The sequence below is a fragment of the Mixta sp. BE291 genome, from assembly GCF_031457955.1.
In the GTDB taxonomy this organism is placed as follows: domain Bacteria; phylum Pseudomonadota; class Gammaproteobacteria; order Enterobacterales; family Enterobacteriaceae; genus Mixta.
The window spans coordinates 44,658-64,942 of sequence record NZ_JAVDXN010000009.1 but is presented as its reverse complement, the minus strand read 5'-3'; the positions used below and the strand labels follow the sequence as shown (position 1 = coordinate 64,942).

Sequence of the window (20,285 nt, the reverse complement as noted above, 5' to 3'; positions counted from 1 at the left end):
GGGCAAATGTACGCTTACTGTTTCTTTTCCGCATCGGTCAGGTAGCGCACCTTGCGCGTATAGTCCTGACCTTTAAACAGCAGCGGGGCATCAGCGGATTGCAGATATTTCTGCCATTCGCTCAGCGGAAAGCCGCCGTGCGCGCCAATCACCTCTTTTGGAATCATGGCTTCCTGACCGCCAATACGTTTGGACACCGGCCAGTTCATCCATTCGCCGAGGTTAACGGTTTTTAGATCCAGCAAATCCAGCAGCGCAGCCAGCGGCAGCTGATCCGTCGGCGGCTGTGAATCGTCCATTAACTCCCAGGTATCCTGAAACAGCGTCAGCCACAGCGGGCAGATACGCTTCCAGCACTGACGCGTCGCGGCGAGAAAAGCGCCGTTAACGTGATCGACCAGATAAGGGCGCACGGACCGTGCATAATAGGCGGGTTGCTTCTCAGGCGCGGCCTTATCCAGTTTGGCAATCATCTTTCCCTGGCGGAAGCTGGAATAGATATGGCCTGCTTTCATATTAATTTCAGGCATTTGCAGCAGGTTAAGATCGGAATCGATCATCAAAATACCGTCGGTTTGCGCCTGAAGCGGCGCCTGTAGCTTAATCAACCGGCTGCGATAGATCTGCCGGTAGCGATAGCTCTCTTCGCGATCTGGCACCGTCAACGTGACCACGCGCGCCTTCGGCGGCAAATTGCGGAACAGTGCGGCAGGCTGGTCGCTGACAATCACAATCTCTTCCGCCTGGCTGGCATAGCGCGCAGCGAACAGCGCGCTTAGCTCCGCTTCCTCGATAAAGTCCGCGCCGGTACAGGGGATCACGATAGAGGTGACAGGCGTCTCGCCCTGAACATCCGCCTGCGTATAGGGAATATTGTGGCGCGACTGAATATAACGGTATTGAGGATTTAAAAAGTTAAACATGAGAAGAAGATTCCTTTGCCACGCTTTGCAGCAGAGCTTCGACGCCCGCAACATAATTTTCAATAGCGTAGTGGTCTTTAACGTTGGCGTTCGCCTGTGAAATCAGCTGCTGGCGCAGGGCGTTATCCTGAGCAAGCGCCTGCATATGCGCGCAGAGGCGCGCGGTATCGCCATATTCAAACAGCAAACCGGTTTGACCATCATCAACCAGCTCGGCGGTGCCCACCACGTTGGAGCCGATCACTGCGGTATTGACCAGCATCGCTTCCAGTACCACGCGCGGCAGGCCTTCGCTTTTCGAGGCCAACACAAACACATCCATGGCCGCCAGATAATCAAGCGCGTTATTACGAAAACCGGTAAAGGTGACGCGATCGGCAATGCCTTCGCGCGCAGCCAACTGCTCCAGACGATTCAGCTCTGGGCCTGCGCCGACCACCACCATATGCCAGTTAACCTGCGGGCAGGCCTGGTGAAACGCCCCCAACGCCTGCAAAGTATGATGCGTCGACTTGCGGGCAATCAGTGAACCGATGCTGCCAAATAAAAAACTGCTCTCCGGCAGGCCAAGACGCGCGCGTACCGCATGGCGATCGGGCAGCGGCTGATGGATATCAATGGCGTTGGAGACCGTAAAGCAGCGCGCAGCGTCAACGCCGCCTGCACGCAACGCCTGGCAAACGCCATGAGAAACGGCAATCACCGCATTCACCCGCTGATTGATTATTTTCACCAGCTGCGGCGTCAGCAGCGGTTCGATACGGCAATGCTGCACCAGACCAACGGGCATATCGGCCACCGCCAGATAACCTTCAATGTTGGTGCTGGGCTGGTTATTCATATAAAGCGTATCGTAATTGCCCGCCCGCAGCAGCTCACGCAGTTTGTGGGCGTTAGGCTCAACGCGCCAGCGGCGATCGATAACCTCTGCCACGCGCTTTTTCAGCGGGCGACTGAAAAACAGCAGCGAGCGCAGCAGCTCTTTTTGTAGCTTGGCCGCGAGGGGTTGCTTGCGCTGTGGAATAAAGATGACCGGAATGCCGATGGCCTGTAGCACCGACTCGATGGTTTCCCCCTCGCCGCGCTGGTAATTGTAATAAAAACAGCAGGTAACATCGAAACGATCGCGGTCGATGCGCTTCAGCAGCTCCAGCATACTGTTGGTGCCGCCGCCCCATTCTCTGCCGTTATCCAGCAACAGGATTTTTTGTCGAGCTTGCGTCATCGTGCCATATCCTTACGTCCACGCAGGGAGAAATTATCAGGGCGGCATTATAGAGATTTCCTGCCGCCCTGACGATGGACAATATGTCAGAACAGGCTGCCGATCTTCTTCACCACCGGGCTTTGTTCAATGCTCTCGCCAACCACGCTCAGCGCGCGCGTTGCCGGTACCGGCGCTAACGGCTGCGGCGGGCGACAAACCGCCACGCCACGGAACGGATTGCGCGGCTTCGGCGCGGCTTTCGGCACGGTTGGTGCAGGCGCGGCAGGGCTAGATTGCGGCTCGTTCAGCAGCTGGCTGGGACGCACCAGCGTCACGTCGGCGGGCAGGTTGGGCAGCATCTGTTGTAGAACGCGTACGGTACTGGGATGCGGATGGCCAATGGCGATCGCCGAGCCGTTACGCTGTGCCAGATGCACCGCACGGCTGAACTGCTTACGGATTTCCGCCTCATTCTGATTATCATCAAGAAACACGCGGCGCTTAATCACTTTGACGCTGGTGCCAGCGGCAGCGCGCGTCGCCTGGCTATTGCCGATGGTCATGCTGTCGAGAAAGTAGAAGCTGTAGTGATCCAGCACCTGCATGACTTTCTGCATTCCCGGCAGGCTGGAGGTCATTTTACTGCCCATATGATTATTCATGCCGACGGCGTAGGGCACGTTCTCTACCGCGTTGTGAATAATGCGCGCGATTTCTTCAGCGCTCATCTCCGGCTGAAGCGTATCCCGCTCCAGCGGCTGCTTGCTGAGCGGCGCCATCGGCAGATGGATCAGCACTTCGTGTCCGTGCTGGTGGGCTTTGGTCGCCATTTCACGCGCGTGCGGCGCAGTGGGCAACACCGCCACCGAAATGGCGTTCGGCATCTGCAACACCTGGTTTTCCTGGTGTGGACGATAGCCAAAATCATCAATCACGATAGCCAGCTTACCGGCGTTTGCCGAGCAAGCGAAAAGCAGGCCGCTTAGCGCTACGGCCATTTTTTTAACTGAAAACAACACTTATTTTCCTAACCACGGAAGTGGATTGACCGCCTGTCCCTGACGACGGATTTCAAAATAGAGTGACGGCGTGCCGCGGCCGCCGCTGGTGCCGACCAGCGCGATCGGCTGTCCGGCCTTGACCTGCGCGCCGGTAGTGACCAGCGCGCTCTGGTTATAACCATACAGGCTCATATCGCCTTTACCGTGTTCAACCACCACCACCAGCCCGTAACCTTGCAGCCAGTCGGCCATCAGCACGCGCCCGTCAGCGATCGCTTTGACTTCGGTGCCTTCCGGCGCGTCGATCACCAGGCCCTTCCAGCGCAGCTCGCCCTGAAGCGCTTCCCCAAAGCGATGCTCAATATGACCGCGTACCGGCCACAGCGCGTGACCACCGGGACGACCCAGGCCGCCGGTACGTGACATCAGCGAACGCTCGCTTTCAGTGGGTTTATAGGTGGAGCCTTTGGCTTTCGCCTGCGCCTGGCGCTTACGCACCTGCTCCGCCTCACGCGCCTCACGTTCGGCGCGCGCTTTTGCTTCGCGCTCGGCCCGGGCGATTTTATCCTGCAGGCGGCTTTCATTCTGGCGCATCTCTACCAGGTCGGCCTGGTCTTTTTCCAGCGCGCTTTCCAGCGTGGTGAGCGTTTTTTGTCTGGCGGCGCGCGCCTGCTCCAGCCGCGTCTGTTGCGTTTGCTGGTCACTGAGCAATGATTTTTGCTGGCTCTGTTTGTTCAGCAAATCCGCCTTTTGCGTGGCGAGATCGCGTCGCGTTTTTTGCAGTTCATCAATGCTTTTTTGTCGCGCTTCGTTGAGGTAACCGAAGTAAGAAAGAATACGTTCGTTGCGCTGGCTCTCTTCGCCGCTAAGCAGCAGCTGAAGCCCGCTGTGCTTGCCCTGGCGGAACGCCGCATCAAGCTGCTGTGCCAGCAGAGTTTCCTGCTGCGTCTGCTGCTTTTGCAACTGGGCGATAGAGCGGTTGAGGGCGTCGATCTCTTTGTTCAGGCGCGTCAGCAGCTGCTGCGTTTGCCGCAGCTTCCGGCTGGCTTCGGCAATGATTTTTTCCTGACTTTGTAAGGCATCCAGCAGCTTGCTGCGCTGTTCTTTTTGTAAACGAACGCTTTTCTCTTTTTCAGCGATATCTTGTTGAATCGATTTAAGCTGGGATTTATTGTCATCCGCGGCGCTGGCATACAGCGGCAACAGCAACACGCCAGCACATAACAGGCTGGCGGAGATCGCGGACAGGCTGGTGCGTAACGGCGCATAACCGGCCATAAAATTACCTGAAGTCCATGTATGTAAAACCGATGCTTTTTCCCTCATAAGGGGGCGATTATTCCATGATGAATAGCCGCTTGCCAGCGATGGGCAAGGCTTTTGCGTTTCTGTTCGTTTCAAACGTCTCTCTTTGCCGTACAACAGGCGGTGCAAGAGACAATTGGCTCTATTAAAAGGACATTAGCGGATAATTGCCGCCTCTGCCGCGTCTTTTTATCGTCAGGCCACGGGATTGTTTGCGCCACGGCAAATTTTTTCCGTTTTATGCCACAGAAAACACGACTCTCACCGCTTCGCGACTGTACATGCGAGGTGGCGCAGGTATACTCAGAAACCTATTTTTCGCTTATTAACCCTGTCGGGAGCTGTTACCCCTCATGCAAGAAATTATGCAATTCGCAAGCAATCACCCCATTCTTTGTCTGGCATGGGTCGCATTGCTGGTTTTGGTGCTCGTGGCCACGTTTAAGGGCATGTTTTCTAAAGTTAAAACCATCAGCCGCGGCGAAGCGACTCGCCTGATTAACAAGGAAGACGCGGTGGTTGTGGATACCCGCGCCCGCGACGATTTTCGTAAAGGCCATATTTCCGGTGCGCACAACATTCTGGCGGCGGATATTAAGAAGGGCACTTTCGGCGAATTGGAAAAGCATAAAGCTCAGCCCATAATTGTAGTCTGCGCGACGGGGACTTCCGCTTTTGATGCTGCTTCTCAGCTGAACGCAGCAGGTTTCGAGCAGGTGAGCGTACTGAAAGACGGTATCGCTGGCTGGAGCAGTGAAAATCTGCCGCTGGTACGCGGCAAATAACCTTAAAAGGTGCTGAAAATGGCTAACGTAGAGATGTATACCAAAGCGACCTGCCCTTATTGCCATCGGGCGAAAGCGCTGCTGGCTCAGAAAGGCGTCGTTTTCCAGGAAATTCCGATCGATGGCGATGCAGATAAGCGTGAAGAGATGATCAAGCGCAGCGGCCGCACCACCGTACCGCAGATTTTTATCGATGCACAACACATCGGTGGTTGTGACGATCTTTATGCGCTGGACAGCCGCGAAGGCCTTGATCCTTTGCTGAAATAATGGCTTAACTGGCACCACGATGGATTTTTTTAACTAACAGGACTCAATAAAAATGTCAGAACAAAACACCAGCGAAATGTCATTCCAGATCCAGCGTATCTATACGAAAGATATTTCCTTTGAAGCGCCTAACGCACCGCAGGTTTTCCAGAAAGAGTGGGAGCCGGAAGTAAAACTGGATCTGGATACCGCATCCAGCCAGCTCTCTGAAGGCATCTACGAAGTGGTACTGCGCGTAACGGTAACCGCGTCCGTTGGTACGGAAACGGCGTTCCTGTGCGAAGTGCAGCAGGCGGGTATCTTCACCATTTCCGGTATCGAAGGCACCCAGATGGCGCATTGCCTTGGCGCTTACTGCCCGAATATTCTGTTCCCGTATGCCCGTGAATGCATCACCAATCTGGTTTCACGCGGCACCTTCCCGCAGCTTAACCTTGCGCCAGTTAACTTCGATGCGCTGTTTATGAACTATCTGCAGCAGCAAGAAGGCGAAGAACCCCGTCAGGATGCCTGATGAATAAGCGTAACGCAGCAGTTACCGTGCTCGGTGCCGGATCTTACGGCACCGCGCTGGCGATTACCTTAGCCCGCAACGGCCATCAGGTGCTGTTGTGGGGCCATAATCCTCAACATTTGTCCCAGCTGGAAGCGGATCGCTGCAATGCGGCCTTTCTGCCGGACGTCGCTTTTCCCGCCACCCTTTCTACCGAACCCGACCTTGCCGAGGCCGTTGCCGCCAGCCGTGATTTGCTGATTGTGGTACCGAGCCATGTTTTCGGCGAAGTTTTGCAGCAGGTTAAGCCGCATTTGCGTGCCGACTCGCGTCTTGTATGGGCGACCAAAGGGCTGGAGCGCGAAACGGGACGGCTGTTGCAGGATGTAGCGCGCGAAATTGTTGGCGATACGCTGCCGCTGGCGGTGATATCCGGCCCGACCTTCGCGAAAGAGCTGGCGGCAGGGCTGCCCACTGCTATTGCGCTGGCCGCGACCGATCCGCAGTTTGCGGACGATCTGCAACAGCTGCTGCACTGCGGGAAAAGCTTCCGCGTGTATAACAACCCTGACTTTATTGGCGTACAGCTGGGCGGCGCGGTGAAAAACGTGATCGCCATCGGCGCGGGCATCTCTGACGGTATCGGCTTTGGCGCGAATGCGCGTACCGCATTGATTACCCGTGGACTGGCGGAAATGAGCCGTCTTGGCGAGGCGCTGGGCGCCGATCCCACCACCTTTATGGGCATGGCGGGGCTGGGCGATTTAGTGCTGACCTGTACCGATAATCAGTCACGTAACCGCCGTTTCGGCATCATGCTGGGGCAGGGCGAAGACGTGGAAAGCGCGCAGACCAAAATAGGCCAGGTTGTGGAAGGCTATCGCAATACCAAAGAGGTACGTGCGCTGGCGGCCCGCTACGGCGTGGAAATGCCAATAACCGAGCAAATTTATCAGGTATTGTATTGCGAAAAATCGGCGCGCGAGGCAGCATTAAATCTGCTGGGCCGTACCCGCAAGGATGAAAAGAGCAGTCGCTGAGGCAGGAAGCCCGGCTGAATATCTGTGGCGTTCCGGGCCAACCGGACGCTATTTTTTTATCGGGAGAGAGCAATGTCGGATGAAGAGTTACAGCTGGTCTGGAATAACATTAAAGCGGAAGGGCGCGCCCTTGCCGATTGTGAACCCATGCTGGCGAGTTTTTTTCACGCGACGTTGCTTAAGCACGAGAACCTCGGCGGCGCGCTGAGTTATATGCTGGCAAATAAGCTGGCGAATGCCATTATGCCCGCTATTGCCATTCGCGAGATTGTCGAAGAGGCTTATCGTCAGGATCCAACCATGATTGCCGCTGCGGCGCGCGATATTCTGGCCGTTCGCCAGCGCGATCCGGCAATAGATAAATACTCTACGCCGCTGCTCTATCTGAAAGGGTTCCATGCGTTGCAGGCTTACCGCATCGGTCACTGGCTGTGGAACGAAGGCCGTCGAGCGCTGGCAGTCTATCTGCAAAATGAAATTTCAGTCTCCTTTGCCGTGGATATCCATCCGGCCGCGCGTATCGGCTGCGGTATTATGCTCGACCATGCCACCGGCATTGTGATTGGTGAAACGGCGGTGGTTGAGAACGATGTCTCTATTCTGCAGTCGGTTACCCTGGGCGGAACGGGTAAAACCAGCGGCGATCGCCATCCTAAAATTCGTGAAGGCGTGATGATTGGCGCCGGGGCGAAAATTCTTGGCAATATTGAAGTTGGGCGCGGCGCGAAAATTGGCGCCGGATCGGTGGTGCTACAGCCGGTGCCGCCGCATACTACCGCTGCTGGCGTACCGGCGCGCATTGTGGGCAAACCGGCCAGCGATAAGCCATCTATGGATATGGATCAGCATTTCAACGGCACCATCGCTGGCTTTGAATACGGCGACGGCATCTGACTCGCCCTGCGCTGGCGTCAGCTTTTCAGCAGGGCGCCGCGATATTCCAGCTGTCGCCAGGCTTCATAAACCACCACCGAAACCGCATTCGACAGGTTCATGCTGCGACTTTGCGCCAGCATAGGAATGCGGATTTTCTGCTGCGGCGGCAGCGAACCCAGAATGGTATCGGGCAATCCCCGACTTTCCGGGCCAAACAGCAGATAATCCCCGACTTGATACTCGACCGCGCTATGCTCAGGCGTGCCTTTGGTGGTGAGCGCAAACAGGCGCTCAGGCTTTTCATCAAGGCAAAAAGCTTCAAAGTTGGCATGGCGTTTAATCGCAGTGAATTCGTGATAATCAAGCCCGGCGCGGCGCAGGCGCTTGTCATCCCAGGTAAAGCCAAGCGGCTCAATCAGATGCAGCTGGAAGCCCGTATTGGCGCACAGGCGAATGATATTGCCGGTATTCGGCGGAATTTCAGGTTCAAATAAAACGATGTTCAGCATAAGGCCCCCGATAGCGAGGGCGTGAGCATAACAAATTAGCGCACAGAGTACAGCGGTAGCCAGATGGTCAGACGCAGGCCGCCGAGCGGGCTGTCATCGGCTTTGACCCAGCCGCGATGCTGCTGAATCGCCGTTTCGACAATCGCCAGGCCCAGACCGGTGCCGCCCGATTCCCGGTCGCGCGCTTCGTCGGTGCGATAGAAGGGACGGAATATCTGTTCGCGATCTTCCTCGCTGACGCCGGGACCATCATCATCCACATGTACCGTAATGCCCTGGTTATCAACCGAGAAGCTGACCGAAATATGCGTGTTGGAGTAGCGCAGCGCATTGCGTACGATGTTTTCCAGCGCGCTTTCCAGCGCATGCGGGTTGCCGTACAGCGGCCACGGGCCAGGTGGATAGGGCACCTCCAGCTTTTTACCCATCTGTTCTGCTTCAAATTTGGCATCTTCCAGTACGCCATTCCACAGGTGGTTTGCCTTCATCGCTTCGCTAACCAACGCGTTTTTATGCTGTGTGCGCGACAGCACCAGCAAATCGTTGATCATGCCGTCGAGACGCTGCGCTTCCAGCTCAATACGGCCCAACTCTTTGCCTTCGCCATAGCGGCGACGCATCAGCGCGGTGGCCAGCTGCAGGCGCGTTAACGGCGTACGCAGCTCGTGAGAAATATCGGAAAGCAGACGCTGTTGCGAGGTCATCATACGCTCCAGCGCGCTGACCATCTGATTAAAGCTGGAACCGGCGGCAAGAAACTCCTGCGGCCCCGCTTCCAGTTCCGGATGCTGACGCAGATTGCCGCTGGCGACCTCGTCCGCCGCGTGTTTTAACTTACGCGCCGGTTTTGCCAGGCTCCAGGCCAGCCACAGCAGCAGCGGCGCACTGATAAGCATGGTGACAATCAACAGCAACAGCGGGCGGTCGAACAACAGGTTGATAAAATCCAGCTGAGAGCTATTGGCCGGACGCATCAGATAGAGTTGGTAATTATCTTCACCGTCACGTACGGCAAAAGGCCCTACCAGCTCGACGCGGCCATATTTCTTTTTCTGGGGATGATCGGCATTGTCAGATTGCCCGATAAAGTTACGGATAATCTGCATTTCATTGTGCTGAGCGCCAATCACGCGCCCTTCGCTGGTGACCAGCAGCAGGCGTTGACCGGGCGGCGCCCATTTGTCGATGGCGCGGAACAGCCGACGCCACCACATCAAATCATTCGGCGGATCCTGCATAAGCTCCGCCTCAACGTGCTGCTCAATCATCGTGCCCTGACGCTGCTCATTTTCCAGCAGCGAGGTAAGCTGACGCGAATCAAGCTTAGGAAGCATTAACACCAGCATCAGAACCAGCGCCAGCGTTAACCAGAAGATGGCAAAGATGCGGGTGGTCAGGCTGCTTATCATGAGGCGGAGACCATCAGATATCCACGACCGCGCAGCGTTTTAAACCAGGGATGGCCGTCGCGGCGTTCAGGCAGTTTACGGCGCAGGTTAGAGATATGCATATCGATAGCGCGATCGAACGGCGTCAAACGCTTACCCAGCACCTCCTGACTTAAATGCTCGCGCGAGACCACCTGACCAAGATGCTGAGCCAACAGATAGAGCAGGGTAAATTCGGTACCGGTTAAATCGAGCGTAATGTTATCGAAGCTGGCTTCCTGACGCCCCGGATTCAGGCGCAGACAGTCAACTTCCAGCGTTGGCGAGCTGTTGTCGTGCTGTTGCTGCTGTTCGCTCCAGCTGGAACGGCGCAGAATCGCGCGGATACGCGCCACCAGTTCGCGATCGTTGAAAGGCTTGGGTAGATAATCATCGGCGCCCAGCTCAAGACCTAAAACGCGGTCCAGTTCACTGCCGCGCGCGGTCAACATAATCACCGGCGTTTGGTACTGCTGACGCAGTTCTTTTAAGGTATCGATGCCGTTCTTTTTAGGCATCATCACATCAAGTAATAACAGATCGATCGTGTCGTCGAGCAGGCTAAGCGCCTGTTCTCCATCTGAGGCGACAACGATGTCAAACCCTTCCATTTCAAGCAGTTCTTTAAGCAGCGAAGTTAATTCGCGGTCATCATCAACCAACAGGATTTTATTCATTTTCTTAAGCCCTCCGCAGGCAAAATAGCGTGATCGCCTACCCCATTCCATCGCTTTACGTAGTTTTACACCCCCTGACGCTAGTTTGCAGCTATCTCTGTAGTCTGAACCTCGTTGAATCAAATGATGCAAACGAATGTGGGAGTAAACGATGCGCAAAGTAACCGCCGCCGTCTTTGCTTCAGCCTCGGTGGTTTTTAGTTACTCCAGCGCGTGGGCAGCAGACGTTACGACGATTGACGGGATGCATCCACCAGGCGAATTGATGACTGGCAGCATAGCGCAAAATCCGCAAAGCCATATGTTTGACGGCATTAAGCTTTCGGAGCAACAGCGTCAGCAGATGCGGGACCTGATGCAGCAAACGCAACATGAGCGTCCTCCCGTGAACGTGAGCGATTTAGAAACTCTGCATAATCTGGTCATTGCAGAAAAGTTTAATGAAACAGCTGTGAAGAGCCAGGCAGAGAAGTTAGCACAGGAGCAGGTTACGCGGCAGGTCGAGATGGCCCGCATTCGCAACCAGATGTATCACCTGCTAACGCCGCAGCAACAAGCTGTTTTGCAACAGAAGCATGAGCAACGTATGAACGAGTTGCGCAGGCTGACGAATCTGCAGCAGGTTTCACCGCTGCATGAAGTGAGTAGTGCCGGCAGTAACCAGTAACATAGTATCCCTGTTTTCCTTGCCATAGACACCATCCCTGTCTTCCCCCTCATGATGAGGGGGTTTTTTTTTATCCGCAGCTGGCTAAAACCCCGCAAATCGTTTTTCCCCGGCAGCAGCAGTTCAACAACACCCGCAAATCGTTTTCCTGGATCAGCCGCTCAACAACCCCCACTAATCATTTTTCCTGGATCAGCCGCTCAACAACACCCACAAATCATTTGCCTCTGGAGCAGCTACAAACTGTTGCAAAATCCTTGTCCGGTCGCGCCGCAATATTTCACCAATGCGTTTAATTATAGCAATAGCATTACGCATTTTCACAAAGCGTATGACAAAGCCCTCTTGCCTGAGAATAATAAATGATGAATGGTTTTTTTAGATAGAAAATAAAAGTGGTAAATGATCTCTTTATGTTGAAAACCATGACGTTTTTATTGCCATAAAGTTGATCGCTGTAAATTTTCCTTACAGGGTATTTTAGGTGATACCGCGGGCACTTTTGCGATAACCAACTTGCTCATGGGGCATAAAAATAATTATATTTTTATGGTTTTCTGTATAGGTTATTTTATACAGTCCTGAACTCTAATGCATCCTGAAAATCTAAAGGGAATGGTTAAGAGGTTTTTATCTGGGGTGGCGGAATAAGAGTCATTGATAGCTTAATTAAGGAAGGCTGATGGATCAGGAAAAAATAAATAAAATTTTAGTTATCCGCATTGATTTTCTTGGCGACATGGTTTGTACGACACCGCTGCTGCATTCTTTACGGCGTCGTTGGCCGCAAGCGGAAATCCATGTGCTGGCAAATAAGTATAATGCTCCCGTTCTCGATAATAATAGTGATGTTGATGAAATTCATTATTATATCTACTCAAAAAATTATCAAAAAAATCCCAGGCCCGGTTTTTTTAACGCACTCATAGACAGACTAAACCTAATCATTACTCTGCGAAGGCTTAAATTTGATTTACTTATTATTCCGAATGGTGGGATGAGCAGGAGTGCAATTCGTTTTGCAAAGCGGCTGTCTGTGCCGGATTGCCGCTGGCATAATGCCGATACCGAGTTTGACGATCGGGTGCAAAGCCATGTTGATTCCCGGATCATCGAGCATGAGGCGTTGTCCGGTTTTAACCTTTTGCCCGAGCTGGTGAAGCCCGAACCAGACCAGCTACGTCTTCGCGTTTACCCGCGTACGGATATCATCACGCTCTGGCGCAGGCGGCTTAAAAACAGGGCAAAGCCTAAAATAGGTTTTTTTGTCTCAAATAATAGCGTCAATCGACGCTGGTCATGGGACAAGTGGCAGGCGCTAACTGAAATGCTGTCAGAAACGTATGAAATAATCTTTTTTGTTTCGCCACAGGACCACTTTTCTTTTAGCTGGATGAACGGGGACGATGTGCAACGGGTGTCAACGGAAACCGTTTCCGATCTTGTGGCTGCCATGACTCACCTTGACCTCATTGTTTCTGCCGACAGCGCGCCGGTACATTTTGCCTCCGCACTACAGGTTCCCGTCGTCGCTTTATTTGAGTCCCGGCCAGAAAAATATCAACGCTGGTACCCTTTAGGCGTAAAACATATCCTTCTTCATGAAGGAAAACGGGTAGAGGATATTTCCGTTGAGTCAGTTTCCTCAGCGGTCGAGGAACTGGTTAGTAAAATTCATACGAACGCCGGTTGGCAGAAGGGGATTAAAAAGTTCAGCAACCTGAAGTAGCAGATTATACCTCCTCATTATAAAAACGGATGAAACTTTAACGCTATGCGTTTCTTATCACTAAAATATTGCATAGATTGTGGTGTTAAGCGGAGCCTGTTGAACCGGTTAACCGCAACAGACAATACGCTTTGTGATAATTGCTATTTTCAACTTATAGCGTTATTGCGCGGTGGGCTATATATCGAAAGGAATAATGAAGAAGGGCGTTTTAATTGCGAAAATTAGCGAGTTTTGTGATGTTATTAAAAAGGATAGTAATCGCTGACGGATTATTTTTCATTTATCGGCGACATTTTTTACAGTAATAATCTGGCTTCTTCAGTTAAACTTTTGCAGGCTTTAACCTCAGTACCTTCAGCGTGAGTGTCGAGATTCTGGCGCTCACTCTGCCTCATTTTGCGATACAGCCCTTATACTTAGCTTTTATTTTTTTAGCGAGGGTGCGGATGATAGCTTCCTATGCGCGGTTGGTTAACCGGGCGGCGATGGCAGCCACGGCGCTGGCGGTGCTGCTGTTACTGATCAAAATTGTTGCCTGGTGGTATACCGGTTCGGTGAGCGTGCTGGCGGCGCTGGTCGATTCGCTGGTGGACACCGCCGCCTCACTGACTAATCTTTTAGTGGTACGCTACTCATTGCAGCCTGCGGATGAGGAGCATACGTTCGGCCATGGCAAAGCGGAATCGCTGGCGGCGCTGGCGCAAAGCATGTTTATTTCCGGCTCCGCCCTGTTTCTGTTTCTCACCGGCATTCAGCATTTAGCCAGTCCGGGCGTGCTGCATGCGCCGCTGGTGGGCATAACGGTGACGCTGGTTGCTTTGCTCTCTACGCTGCTGCTGGTTACTTTTCAGCGTTGGGTTGTGCGCAAAACCCACAGCCAGGCGATTCGTGCCGATATGCTGCATTATCAATCTGATGTGTTGATGAACGGCGCAATTCTACTGGCGTTAGCGCTGAGCTGGTATGGCTTTACCCGCGCCGATGCGCTGTTTGCGTTAGGTATTGGCGTATGGATTCTGTTTAGTGCATTACGGATGGGCTACGATGCCGTGCAGTCCCTTCTTGACCGCGCGCTGCCCGATGCGGAGCGGCAGCAGATTGTTCAGATCGTCACCACCTGGCCCGGCGTACAGGGTGCGCACGATTTACGCACAAGGCAATCCGGCCCAACGCGCTTTATTCAGGTCCACCTTGAAATAGAAGATAATTTGCCGTTAATTCAGGCGCATCATGTGGCGGAGCAGGTTGAGCAGGCGCTTTTAAAGCAATTTCCTGGCTCGGATATCATCATCCATCAGGATCCCTGTTCTGTCGCCCATACCGAGCCGCAGGGTTTTTTATAAGCGGAAGTGTGAAATAATATCAGCCTGGCTTTTAAGCGAGACACAAAGTCACATTGCGTAAAGGTTTTTACCCGAAACTAGCCTGACCTGAATCAATTCAGCTACAGGGGTTTGATATACTATTTGCCATTATGAGTCGGTAAGATCGGACACAGAGCGGACGTCGAACCTTTCCGGCGTAACGAATTCATCATTAAGTATTAAGTCCAGAGGTAGCCATGATTAAGAAAATCGGTGTACTGACAAGCGGCGGCGACGCCCCAGGGATGAACGCAGCCATTCGCGGTGTAGTCCGCTCCGCCCTGAGTGAAGGACTGGAAGTTTGTGGCATTTATGATGGCTATCTCGGCTTGTATGAAGACCGGATGATTAACCTCGACCGCTACAGCGTTTCTGACATGATCAACCGCGGCGGTACCTTTCTCGGCTCCGCGCGTTTCCCTGAATTCCGTAATGAAGAAACGCGCCAGATCGCTATTGAGAACATGAAAAAGCGCAATATCGATGCGCTGGTGGTGATTGGCGGCGACGGCTCTTACATGGGCGCGAAACGCCTGACTGAAATGGGTTTCCCCTGCATTGGCTTGCCGGGCACCATTGATAACGACGTTGCCGGAACCGACTATACCATCGGGTATTTCACGGCGCTGGAAACGGTGGTTGAAGCGATTGACCGCCTGCGTGATACCTCCTCTTCACATCAGCGTATTTCTATCGTTGAAGTGATGGGACGTTACTGCGGCGATCTGACGCTGGCGGCGGCGATTGCCGGTGGCTGTGAATTTATCGTTCTGCCGGAAATTCCTTACACGCGTGAAGAGCTGGTTCAGGAGATCAAAGCCGGTATCGAGAAAGGTAAAAAACATGCCATCGTTGCGATTACCGAGCACATTTGCGATATCGATGATCTGGCGAAATATATCGAAGCGGAAACCAAACGTGAAACGCGTGCCACCGTGCTGGGTCATATTCAGCGTGGCGGGGCGCCGGTCGCTTATGACCGTATTCTGGCCTCACGTATGGGGGCTTATGCCATTGAGCTGCTGCTGCAGGGCTACGGCGGTCGCTGCGTAGGTATTCAGAATGAGAAGATGGTGCATCACGATATCATCGATGCCATTGAGAACATGAAGCGTCCTTTCAAACGCGACTGGCTGGAAACCGCGAAAAAACTTTATTAATGCTTTTCAGGGCGCTGTGTTCACGGCGCCCGATTTACCTCTCTATATATTCCATAAAGTAATAACCTTTCCTTTTTAATTCTTTAAAACGCAGTTAGCTTTATGTCACGCTTCCGTTAACAACCTTCCGGGAGAGCGTGCAATGAATAAGTGGAGTCTGGGGCTGGCGGTTTTGCTGGCATCGACAAGCGTACTGGCAAAAAATATTGAGCTGCTGAACGTGTCTTACGATCCAACGCGTGAGCTGTATGAACAATATAACAAAGCCTTCAGCGCGCATTACAAGCAGGAAACCGGCGACAATATCGTTATTCGCCAGTCGCACGGCGGCTCCGGTAAGCAGGCGACCTCGGTTATCAACGGTATTCGCGCCGATGTGGTGACGCTGGCGCTGGCCTCTGATATTGATGCCATTGCCGAGCGTGGCCGGGTGGATAAAGCGTGGATAAAACGTCTGCCGAATAATTCTGCGCCTTATACCTCCACCATTGTTTTTCTGGTACGTAAAGGCAATCCGAAACAGATCCACGACTGGCCCGATCTGCTGAAGCCTGGCGTGGCGGTAATTACCCCGAATCCAAAAACCTCTGGCGGCGCACGCTGGAACTATCTGGCCGCCTGGGGCTACGCCCTGGATCAGAATAACGGCGATCAGAGCAAAGCGCTGGATTTTGTCAAAGCGCTGTTTAAAAACGTAGAAGTACAGGATTCCGGCGCGCGCGGCGCAACCAACACCTTTGTCGAACGCGGCATTGGCGACGTGCTGATCGCTTGGGAAAACGAAGCGTATCTGGCGGTAAACAAACTGGGCAAAGATCAGTTTGAGATTATTACCCCCAGCGAGTCGATTCTTGCCGAGCCGACCGTATCCGTGGTGGATCGCGTGGTTGATGACCGTGACACGCGCAAAGCGGCTAACGACTATCTGAATTATCTCTACTCGCCGGAAGGGCAGGCTATCGCTGCGCAAAACTTCTATCGTCCGCGTGATGCCGAAGTGGCGAAAAAATATGCCAGCACCTTTACGCCGCTGAAACTGTTCACTGTTGATAACAAATTTGGCGGCTGGACGCAGGCGCAGAAAACCCATTTTGCAGAAGGCGGTAGTTACGACCAGGTAATGAAACGTTAGTGTGTTCTCCTTTGATGAGTTAGCGTGACAATTCTGGTTAAGGGAACGAGGATTGTCCGCAATCATCAGGAGGAGTTGCTATGTCAGCCCACGCACGTGCGGTAAAAATCGTTGCGCTTGTTATTGTTTTTATTGTTATCGCGCTGGCTTTTGCCGCATGGCATTTCCATCATAACGGCAACGCGCTGTGGCAGATTATTAGCCAGCAGTGCGTGCCGGGACAGCAGCAAAGAAACGATCCTGCTCCCTGCCAGCGCGTCGATCTCGATGCAGGCTATGTCACCCTGAAAGACCGTAACGGCGCTTTGCAATATTTATTAATGCCTGTCGCCCGCATCAGCGGTATCGAAAGCCCGGCGCTACAGGATCCCGCCACGCCCAACTTCTTTGCCCTCGCCTGGCAACAGCGAGCGCTGCTGACCATGCGTCATGGCTCTGCGGTGCCTGATAGCGTTATTTCGTTAACCATCAATTCTGAATATGGCCGCACGCAGAACCAGCTACACATTCATATTTCCTGTTTACGTCCTGAGGTGCGACGGCAGCTGGACAGCTTAACGCCGCAGCTCAATGCGCGCTGGCAGCCGCAGACGCTACAGCAGCATCGCTGGCTGATTCGTACCCTGACCTCTGCTGAACTGGCTCAGCAGAGCAGTTTTATCCGTTTGATGCAGGAAGTGCCGCAGGCACAGCAGAATATGGGGAAATATGGCCTGGCGCTGGCAAGCTTATCCGACGGACGGCTGGCATTAATGGCGATTGAGCGAAACTGGCTGAAAATGAATCGGGCTTCGGCTGAAGAGGTGCAGGAGCACAGCTGTACGCTGCTGCATTAAGAGGTAATGGAAAACGGGCGACAGCGCCGCCCGTGAAGCATCAGGCTTTCGCTGCGGCAGCGGCCTTGACGATAACGGCAAAGGCGTCAGCTTTCAGTGAAGCGCCGCCAACCAGCGCGCCGTCGATATCCGGCTGAGCGAAAAGCTCTGCGGCATTTTTATCGTTCACGGAGCCGCCGTATTGGATAATAACCTGTTCGGCTACTTTGGCATCTTTCTTCGCAATATGGTCACGAATGAACTTATGCACCGCCTGCGCCTGCGCCGGGGTGGCTGATTTGCCGGTACCAATCGCCCAAATCGGTTCATAGGCAATCACTGCGTCGTTAAACGCGGCTGCGCCCTGGCTTTCCAGCACGGCGTCAATCTGACGTGCGCAAACTTCTTCGGTTTTGCCTGCTTCGTTTTCTGCTTCGGTTTCACCGATGCAGAGAACCGGGGTCAGGCCCGCTTCTTTCAGCACGGCGAATTTTTTCGCAATAAACTCATCGCTTTCTTTGTGATAAGTGCGACGTTCTGAATGGCCGATAATGATATAGCGCGCGCCAATATCCTTCAGCATGTCGGCGGAAACTTCACCGGTAAATGCGCCAGACAGGTTAACATCAACGTTCTGGGCACCCAGTACGATCTGACTGTCGGCCAGCGCCTGCTGCGCCTGATCCAGATACATCACTGGCGGGGCGATGGCAACGCCACAGCCCTGAACGGCATTCAGTTCTTTACGCAGGCCATCGATCAGATCGCTGACCATTTTTTTGTTGCCGTTCAGTTTCCAGTTACCCATAACTAATGGATGTCGCATCATATCCTCCACGTGTAACGCAATACCAGTAAAGTACACTGCCCGACGGGCAGCGATGTCTGCCAGACAGTATAGAGATGTTAAACCTGAATGGCTTTGCTTTTCGTCATTTTAAGCACAAGCCTTAGGGCGCTGTCAGCGACAGCTTAATCGGCTCGATAGCGAAGGTGAGCCCCTTGTCGCCGTTGTCGGCAACCACGAAGCGTAGCGCCCCTTCGGTCTGCGTATAATAACGCGCGCCTTTACCTTTGCTCAGCAGTTCATTCAGCCGTTTACGGCTCTCTTCTGGCGAACGCGTCGGCACAAAGAAACGCATCAGCGCTGCCATATAGGCCTGTGCTTTCTCCTGCGCCGCTTTTTCATCGGGGCCAGGGATCGGCAGCCAGGTAATTTGCAGCGTTTTGATTTTCCCGGTGCCCGGCTCCAGTGCCGTAGAAGCATAGAGCGTTTCGCTGATCTTACTGGCCGCGCGCGTGAGCGTACTTTTATCCCGTCGGCTGTCCACCGCCCGGTATTCGCTGAGCGGTAAATCCGGATTAGCCGTATTATATTTTTCCCGAAACTGCGCAATACTCATATCAAATGTCGGTGCGCCTGGCAGCAGGTAAGGCGCAGTCGGTAAGGCGCTGCTACGCGGCGAGACCTCATCGGCGTGCGCGGCGCTACCCGTCAGCAGTGCCAACAGTATTGGGATGGGCGTCAGCAAAGAGCCTGGCGCTTTCTTCATTTTTTCTGTCCCGTCCAGTAAACTCAGCCCAGATTAGAACGGTTTTTACCCGCCAAAGTCAAAAACTGCGGCAACCCTTTTTAGTTTTCCTCGGGACGAAAGCATGACGCTACAGCAATGGTGTTTTTCTTATCGTGGTCGCCTGGGACGGCGGGACTTCTGGATTTGGCAGATAGTCTGGCTGTTGACCATGACGGCGCTTTTCACGCTGGCGGGAAACGATCTGCTGGATACGCAGACGGCAGCGTTCTGCGTGGTCTGTTTACTGTGGCCCGCCAGCGCAGTGCTGGTGAAACGCCTGCACGATCGTAACAAACGCGGCTACTGGGCGCTGCTGTTGGTGGTCGCCTGGATACTGCTGGCCGGTAACTGGGGCGTGTTAGGCACGGCCTGGCATAGCGGCCTGGGGCGCTTCGTGCCTGCCTTGATCTTTATCGCCATGCTATGCGAGTTAGGGCTGCTGAGCGGTTCCGCTGGTGAAAATCGTTATGGCCGCGCCGCGCAGCCGGTGAGATATTTCGGCAAGCGCAGCGTGGAAAAAAGCCCTTACCAGTAATGTTCGCTGGTGATGTGACCGGGTTTACGCCGCAGATGTTTATTCATCGCACGCGTCTCTTTGAGTAACTGCTGGGTATCACGCACCATCTGCGGGTTACCGCACAGCATGATATGGCCGCTGTCGGCGTCCATCGGCAGCCCCACCGCCTGCTCCAGCTCGCCGCTGGCAATCAGCGCCGGAACGCGGCCCGTTAGCGAGCCTGGGCTCTCTTCGCGACTGACCACCGTCTGGATACGCAGCTTGCCGCCATAGCGCTGCTCCAGCTGCTGCATCAGCGGCAAATAGCTCAGGTCGGCGGCGTAGCGCGCGGCATGCACCAGCACCAGGTTTTGGAAACGTTCCAGCCCTTCGCCCTGTTGCAGAATCGACAGGTAGGGGCCGATGGCCGTGCCGGTCGCCAGCATCCACAGAGTTTGGCATTCAGGTATTTCATCCAGCACGAAAAATCCGGCCGCTTCTTTGGTCACCATCAGCCGATCGCCAGGCTGTAGCACATGCAGCCGTGGGCTGAGCTTACCCTCCGGAACATTGACCAGATAAAATTCCAGCGCGGGATTGGCGGGCGCATTAACGTATGAATAGGCACGCTGTACGCGTTCGCCGTCGATCTCCAGCGCCAGTTTGGCAAACTGGCCTGCGGTAAAGGGCGTGACGGGAGCATTAACCTTGATGCTGAACAGACTCTCCGTCCAGTGTGTAACTTCCGTGACGCTGCCGTTAACCCATTCAGCCATGACGTTTCCTCTCTGCGGTTAGCTTTATGCTTATCTTCGCTACTCAGCGCTGCTTT

22 protein-coding genes are annotated in these 20,285 nt (G+C 53.8%); 12 read left to right on the top strand and 10 right to left on the bottom strand.

What is annotated here, in order from left to right; all coding sequences use genetic code 11:
* Window positions 1-14: 14 nt before the first annotated feature.
* From J2X14_RS17905 to envC, 4 genes are all read right to left on the bottom strand, one after another.
* Window positions 15-923, bottom strand: coding sequence for a hypothetical protein (locus J2X14_RS17905; protein ID WP_352412530.1), 909 nt, complete (start codon window positions 921-923; stop codon window positions 15-17).
* Window positions 916-2,148 (bottom strand): glycosyltransferase, encoded by a 1,233-nt coding sequence (locus J2X14_RS17900; protein ID WP_352412529.1) that lies wholly within the window; start codon window positions 2,146-2,148, stop codon window positions 916-918. The genes J2X14_RS17905 and J2X14_RS17900 overlap by 8 nt, the downstream gene beginning before the upstream one ends.
* An 86-nt stretch (window positions 2,149-2,234) precedes the next feature.
* On the bottom strand, window positions 2,235-3,128 hold the full coding sequence (locus tag J2X14_RS17895) for a divergent polysaccharide deacetylase family protein (protein ID WP_352412592.1): 894 nt from the start codon (window positions 3,126-3,128) through the stop codon (window positions 2,235-2,237).
* 21 nt (window positions 3,129-3,149) lie between these two features.
* Window positions 3,150-4,457 (bottom strand): murein hydrolase activator EnvC, encoded by a 1,308-nt coding sequence (gene envC, locus J2X14_RS17890; RefSeq protein WP_352412528.1) that lies wholly within the window; start codon window positions 4,455-4,457, stop codon window positions 3,150-3,152.
* A gap of 332 nt (window positions 4,458-4,789) precedes the next feature.
* On the opposite strand from envC, the gene J2X14_RS17885 reads away from it, so the two are divergent.
* The 5 genes from J2X14_RS17885 to cysE all read left to right on the top strand — a co-directional run bounded on the left by J2X14_RS17885 (window position 4,790) and on the right by cysE (window position 7,918).
* Window positions 4,790-5,221: a rhodanese-like domain-containing protein gene (locus tag J2X14_RS17885; RefSeq protein ID WP_352412527.1), complete on the top strand. Its 432-nt coding sequence runs from the start codon at window positions 4,790-4,792 to the stop codon at window positions 5,219-5,221.
* A gap of 18 nt (window positions 5,222-5,239) precedes the next feature.
* Window positions 5,240-5,491: a glutaredoxin 3 gene (grxC, locus tag J2X14_RS17880; RefSeq protein WP_352412526.1), complete on the top strand. Its 252-nt coding sequence runs from the start codon at window positions 5,240-5,242 to the stop codon at window positions 5,489-5,491.
* Window positions 5,492-5,543: 52 nt separating this feature from the next.
* Window positions 5,544-6,005: a protein-export chaperone SecB gene (gene secB / locus J2X14_RS17875; RefSeq protein WP_352412525.1), complete on the top strand. Its 462-nt coding sequence runs from the start codon at window positions 5,544-5,546 to the stop codon at window positions 6,003-6,005.
* Window positions 6,005-7,024, top strand: coding sequence for an NAD(P)H-dependent glycerol-3-phosphate dehydrogenase (gene gpsA, locus J2X14_RS17870; protein WP_352412524.1), 1,020 nt, complete (start codon window positions 6,005-6,007; stop codon window positions 7,022-7,024). The genes secB and gpsA overlap by 1 nt, the downstream gene beginning before the upstream one ends.
* A 72-nt stretch (window positions 7,025-7,096) precedes the next feature.
* Window positions 7,097-7,918, top strand: coding sequence for a serine O-acetyltransferase (gene cysE, locus J2X14_RS17865; RefSeq protein WP_352412523.1), 822 nt, complete (start codon window positions 7,097-7,099; stop codon window positions 7,916-7,918).
* A 17-nt stretch (window positions 7,919-7,935) separates the two neighbouring features.
* On the opposite strand, the gene trmL is transcribed toward cysE, so the two are convergent.
* From trmL to cpxR, 3 genes are read right to left on the bottom strand one after another with little or no spacing between them, the layout of a single operon-like run.
* Window positions 7,936-8,409, bottom strand: coding sequence for a tRNA (uridine(34)/cytosine(34)/5-carboxymethylaminomethyluridine(34)-2'-O)-methyltransferase TrmL (trmL, locus tag J2X14_RS17860; RefSeq protein ID WP_352412522.1), 474 nt, complete (start codon window positions 8,407-8,409; stop codon window positions 7,936-7,938).
* Window positions 8,410-8,444: 35 nt separating this feature from the next.
* Window positions 8,445-9,818, bottom strand: coding sequence for an envelope stress sensor histidine kinase CpxA (cpxA, locus tag J2X14_RS17855; RefSeq protein WP_352412521.1), 1,374 nt, complete (start codon window positions 9,816-9,818; stop codon window positions 8,445-8,447).
* The gene (gene cpxR / locus J2X14_RS17850) at window positions 9,815-10,513 is read right to left on the bottom strand and encodes an envelope stress response regulator transcription factor CpxR (RefSeq protein ID WP_352412520.1); all 699 of its coding nucleotides are present in this window, start codon (window positions 10,511-10,513) and stop codon (window positions 9,815-9,817) included. Before cpxR ends, cpxA begins: the two co-directional genes overlap by 4 nt.
* A gap of 151 nt (window positions 10,514-10,664) precedes the next feature.
* Here cpxR and cpxP point away from each other — a divergent pair, with 151 nt between their 5' ends.
* The 6 genes from cpxP to J2X14_RS17820 all read left to right on the top strand — a co-directional run bounded on the left by cpxP (window position 10,665) and on the right by J2X14_RS17820 (window position 17,404).
* Window positions 10,665-11,180 carry a cell-envelope stress modulator CpxP gene (gene cpxP / locus J2X14_RS17845; RefSeq protein WP_352412519.1) on the top strand — a complete coding sequence of 172 codons (516 nt, stop codon included), beginning with the start codon at window positions 10,665-10,667 and terminating at the stop codon, window positions 11,178-11,180.
* Window positions 11,181-11,877: 697 nt separating this feature from the next.
* Complete coding sequence (locus tag J2X14_RS17840; protein ID WP_352412591.1) at window positions 11,878-12,909, top strand: glycosyltransferase family 9 protein; 1,032 nt, start codon at window positions 11,878-11,880, stop codon at window positions 12,907-12,909.
* Between the two features lie 449 nt (window positions 12,910-13,358).
* On the top strand, window positions 13,359-14,255 hold the full coding sequence (fieF, locus tag J2X14_RS17835; RefSeq protein WP_352412518.1) for a CDF family cation-efflux transporter FieF: 897 nt from the start codon (window positions 13,359-13,361) through the stop codon (window positions 14,253-14,255).
* 218 nt (window positions 14,256-14,473) lie between these two features.
* Window positions 14,474-15,436: a 6-phosphofructokinase gene (pfkA, locus tag J2X14_RS17830; RefSeq protein ID WP_352412517.1), complete on the top strand. Its 963-nt coding sequence runs from the start codon at window positions 14,474-14,476 to the stop codon at window positions 15,434-15,436.
* Window positions 15,437-15,578: 142 nt separating this feature from the next.
* Entirely contained in the window at window positions 15,579-16,568 is a 990-nt protein-coding gene (locus J2X14_RS17825; protein WP_352412516.1) for a sulfate ABC transporter substrate-binding protein, read from the top strand.
* An 80-nt stretch (window positions 16,569-16,648) separates the two neighbouring features.
* Window positions 16,649-17,404, top strand: a complete 756-nt coding sequence (locus J2X14_RS17820; protein ID WP_352412515.1) for a CDP-diacylglycerol diphosphatase — start codon at window positions 16,649-16,651, stop codon at window positions 17,402-17,404.
* A 40-nt stretch (window positions 17,405-17,444) separates the two neighbouring features.
* Here J2X14_RS17820 and tpiA read toward each other — a convergent pair whose 3' ends face one another.
* Window positions 17,445-18,209, bottom strand: a complete 765-nt coding sequence (tpiA, locus tag J2X14_RS17815; RefSeq protein WP_352412590.1) for a triose-phosphate isomerase — start codon at window positions 18,207-18,209, stop codon at window positions 17,445-17,447.
* A gap of 124 nt (window positions 18,210-18,333) precedes the next feature.
* Window positions 18,334-18,936: a DUF1454 family protein gene (locus J2X14_RS17810; RefSeq protein ID WP_352412514.1), complete on the bottom strand. Its 603-nt coding sequence runs from the start codon at window positions 18,934-18,936 to the stop codon at window positions 18,334-18,336.
* Between the two features lie 103 nt (window positions 18,937-19,039).
* On the opposite strand from J2X14_RS17810, the gene J2X14_RS17805 reads away from it, so the two are divergent.
* The gene (locus J2X14_RS17805) at window positions 19,040-19,492 is read left to right on the top strand and encodes a DUF805 domain-containing protein (RefSeq protein WP_352412513.1); all 453 of its coding nucleotides are present in this window, start codon (window positions 19,040-19,042) and stop codon (window positions 19,490-19,492) included.
* On the opposite strand, the gene fpr is transcribed toward J2X14_RS17805, so the two are convergent.
* On the bottom strand, window positions 19,483-20,229 hold the full coding sequence (fpr, locus tag J2X14_RS17800; protein WP_352412512.1) for a ferredoxin--NADP(+) reductase: 747 nt from the start codon (window positions 20,227-20,229) through the stop codon (window positions 19,483-19,485). The genes J2X14_RS17805 and fpr overlap by 10 nt on opposite strands.
* Window positions 20,230-20,285 lie beyond the last annotated feature (56 nt).

Bases quoted from the DNA above. Each gene is read 5' to 3' on its own strand.
- J2X14_RS17895 (WP_352412592.1), bottom strand. From the start codon at position 3,128: ATGGCCGTAGCGCTAAGCGGCCTGCTTTTCGCTTGCTCGGCAAACGCC.
- trmL (WP_352412522.1), bottom strand. From the start codon at position 8,409: ATGCTGAACATCGTTTTATTTGAACCTGAAATTCCGCCGAATACCGGC.
- fieF (WP_352412518.1), top strand. From the start codon at position 13,359: ATGATAGCTTCCTATGCGCGGTTGGTTAACCGGGCGGCGATGGCAGCC.
- J2X14_RS17805 (WP_352412513.1), top strand. From the start codon at position 19,040: ATGACGCTACAGCAATGGTGTTTTTCTTATCGTGGTCGCCTGGGACGG.
- grxC (WP_352412526.1), top strand. From the start codon at position 5,240: ATGGCTAACGTAGAGATGTATACCAAAGCGACCTGCCCTTATTGCCAT.
- J2X14_RS17820 (WP_352412515.1), top strand. From the start codon at position 16,649: ATGTCAGCCCACGCACGTGCGGTAAAAATCGTTGCGCTTGTTATTGTT.
- cpxP (WP_352412519.1), top strand. From the start codon at position 10,665: ATGCGCAAAGTAACCGCCGCCGTCTTTGCTTCAGCCTCGGTGGTTTTT.
- J2X14_RS17905 (WP_352412530.1), bottom strand. From the start codon at position 923: ATGTTTAACTTTTTAAATCCTCAATACCGTTATATTCAGTCGCGCCAC.
- J2X14_RS17810 (WP_352412514.1), bottom strand. From the start codon at position 18,936: ATGAAGAAAGCGCCAGGCTCTTTGCTGACGCCCATCCCAATACTGTTG.
- pfkA (WP_352412517.1), top strand. From the start codon at position 14,474: ATGATTAAGAAAATCGGTGTACTGACAAGCGGCGGCGACGCCCCAGGG.
- cpxA (WP_352412521.1), bottom strand. From the start codon at position 9,818: ATGATAAGCAGCCTGACCACCCGCATCTTTGCCATCTTCTGGTTAACG.
- secB (WP_352412525.1), top strand. From the start codon at position 5,544: ATGTCAGAACAAAACACCAGCGAAATGTCATTCCAGATCCAGCGTATC.
- envC (WP_352412528.1), bottom strand. From the start codon at position 4,457: ATGAGGGAAAAAGCATCGGTTTTACATACATGGACTTCAGGTAATTTT.
- J2X14_RS17825 (WP_352412516.1), top strand. From the start codon at position 15,579: ATGAATAAGTGGAGTCTGGGGCTGGCGGTTTTGCTGGCATCGACAAGC.
- cpxR (WP_352412520.1), bottom strand. From the start codon at position 10,513: ATGAATAAAATCCTGTTGGTTGATGATGACCGCGAATTAACTTCGCTG.
- gpsA (WP_352412524.1), top strand. From the start codon at position 6,005: ATGAATAAGCGTAACGCAGCAGTTACCGTGCTCGGTGCCGGATCTTAC.
- J2X14_RS17885 (WP_352412527.1), top strand. From the start codon at position 4,790: ATGCAAGAAATTATGCAATTCGCAAGCAATCACCCCATTCTTTGTCTG.
- tpiA (WP_352412590.1), bottom strand. From the start codon at position 18,209: ATGCGACATCCATTAGTTATGGGTAACTGGAAACTGAACGGCAACAAA.
- J2X14_RS17900 (WP_352412529.1), bottom strand. From the start codon at position 2,148: ATGACGCAAGCTCGACAAAAAATCCTGTTGCTGGATAACGGCAGAGAA.
- fpr (WP_352412512.1), bottom strand. From the start codon at position 20,229: ATGGCTGAATGGGTTAACGGCAGCGTCACGGAAGTTACACACTGGACG.
- cysE (WP_352412523.1), top strand. From the start codon at position 7,097: ATGTCGGATGAAGAGTTACAGCTGGTCTGGAATAACATTAAAGCGGAA.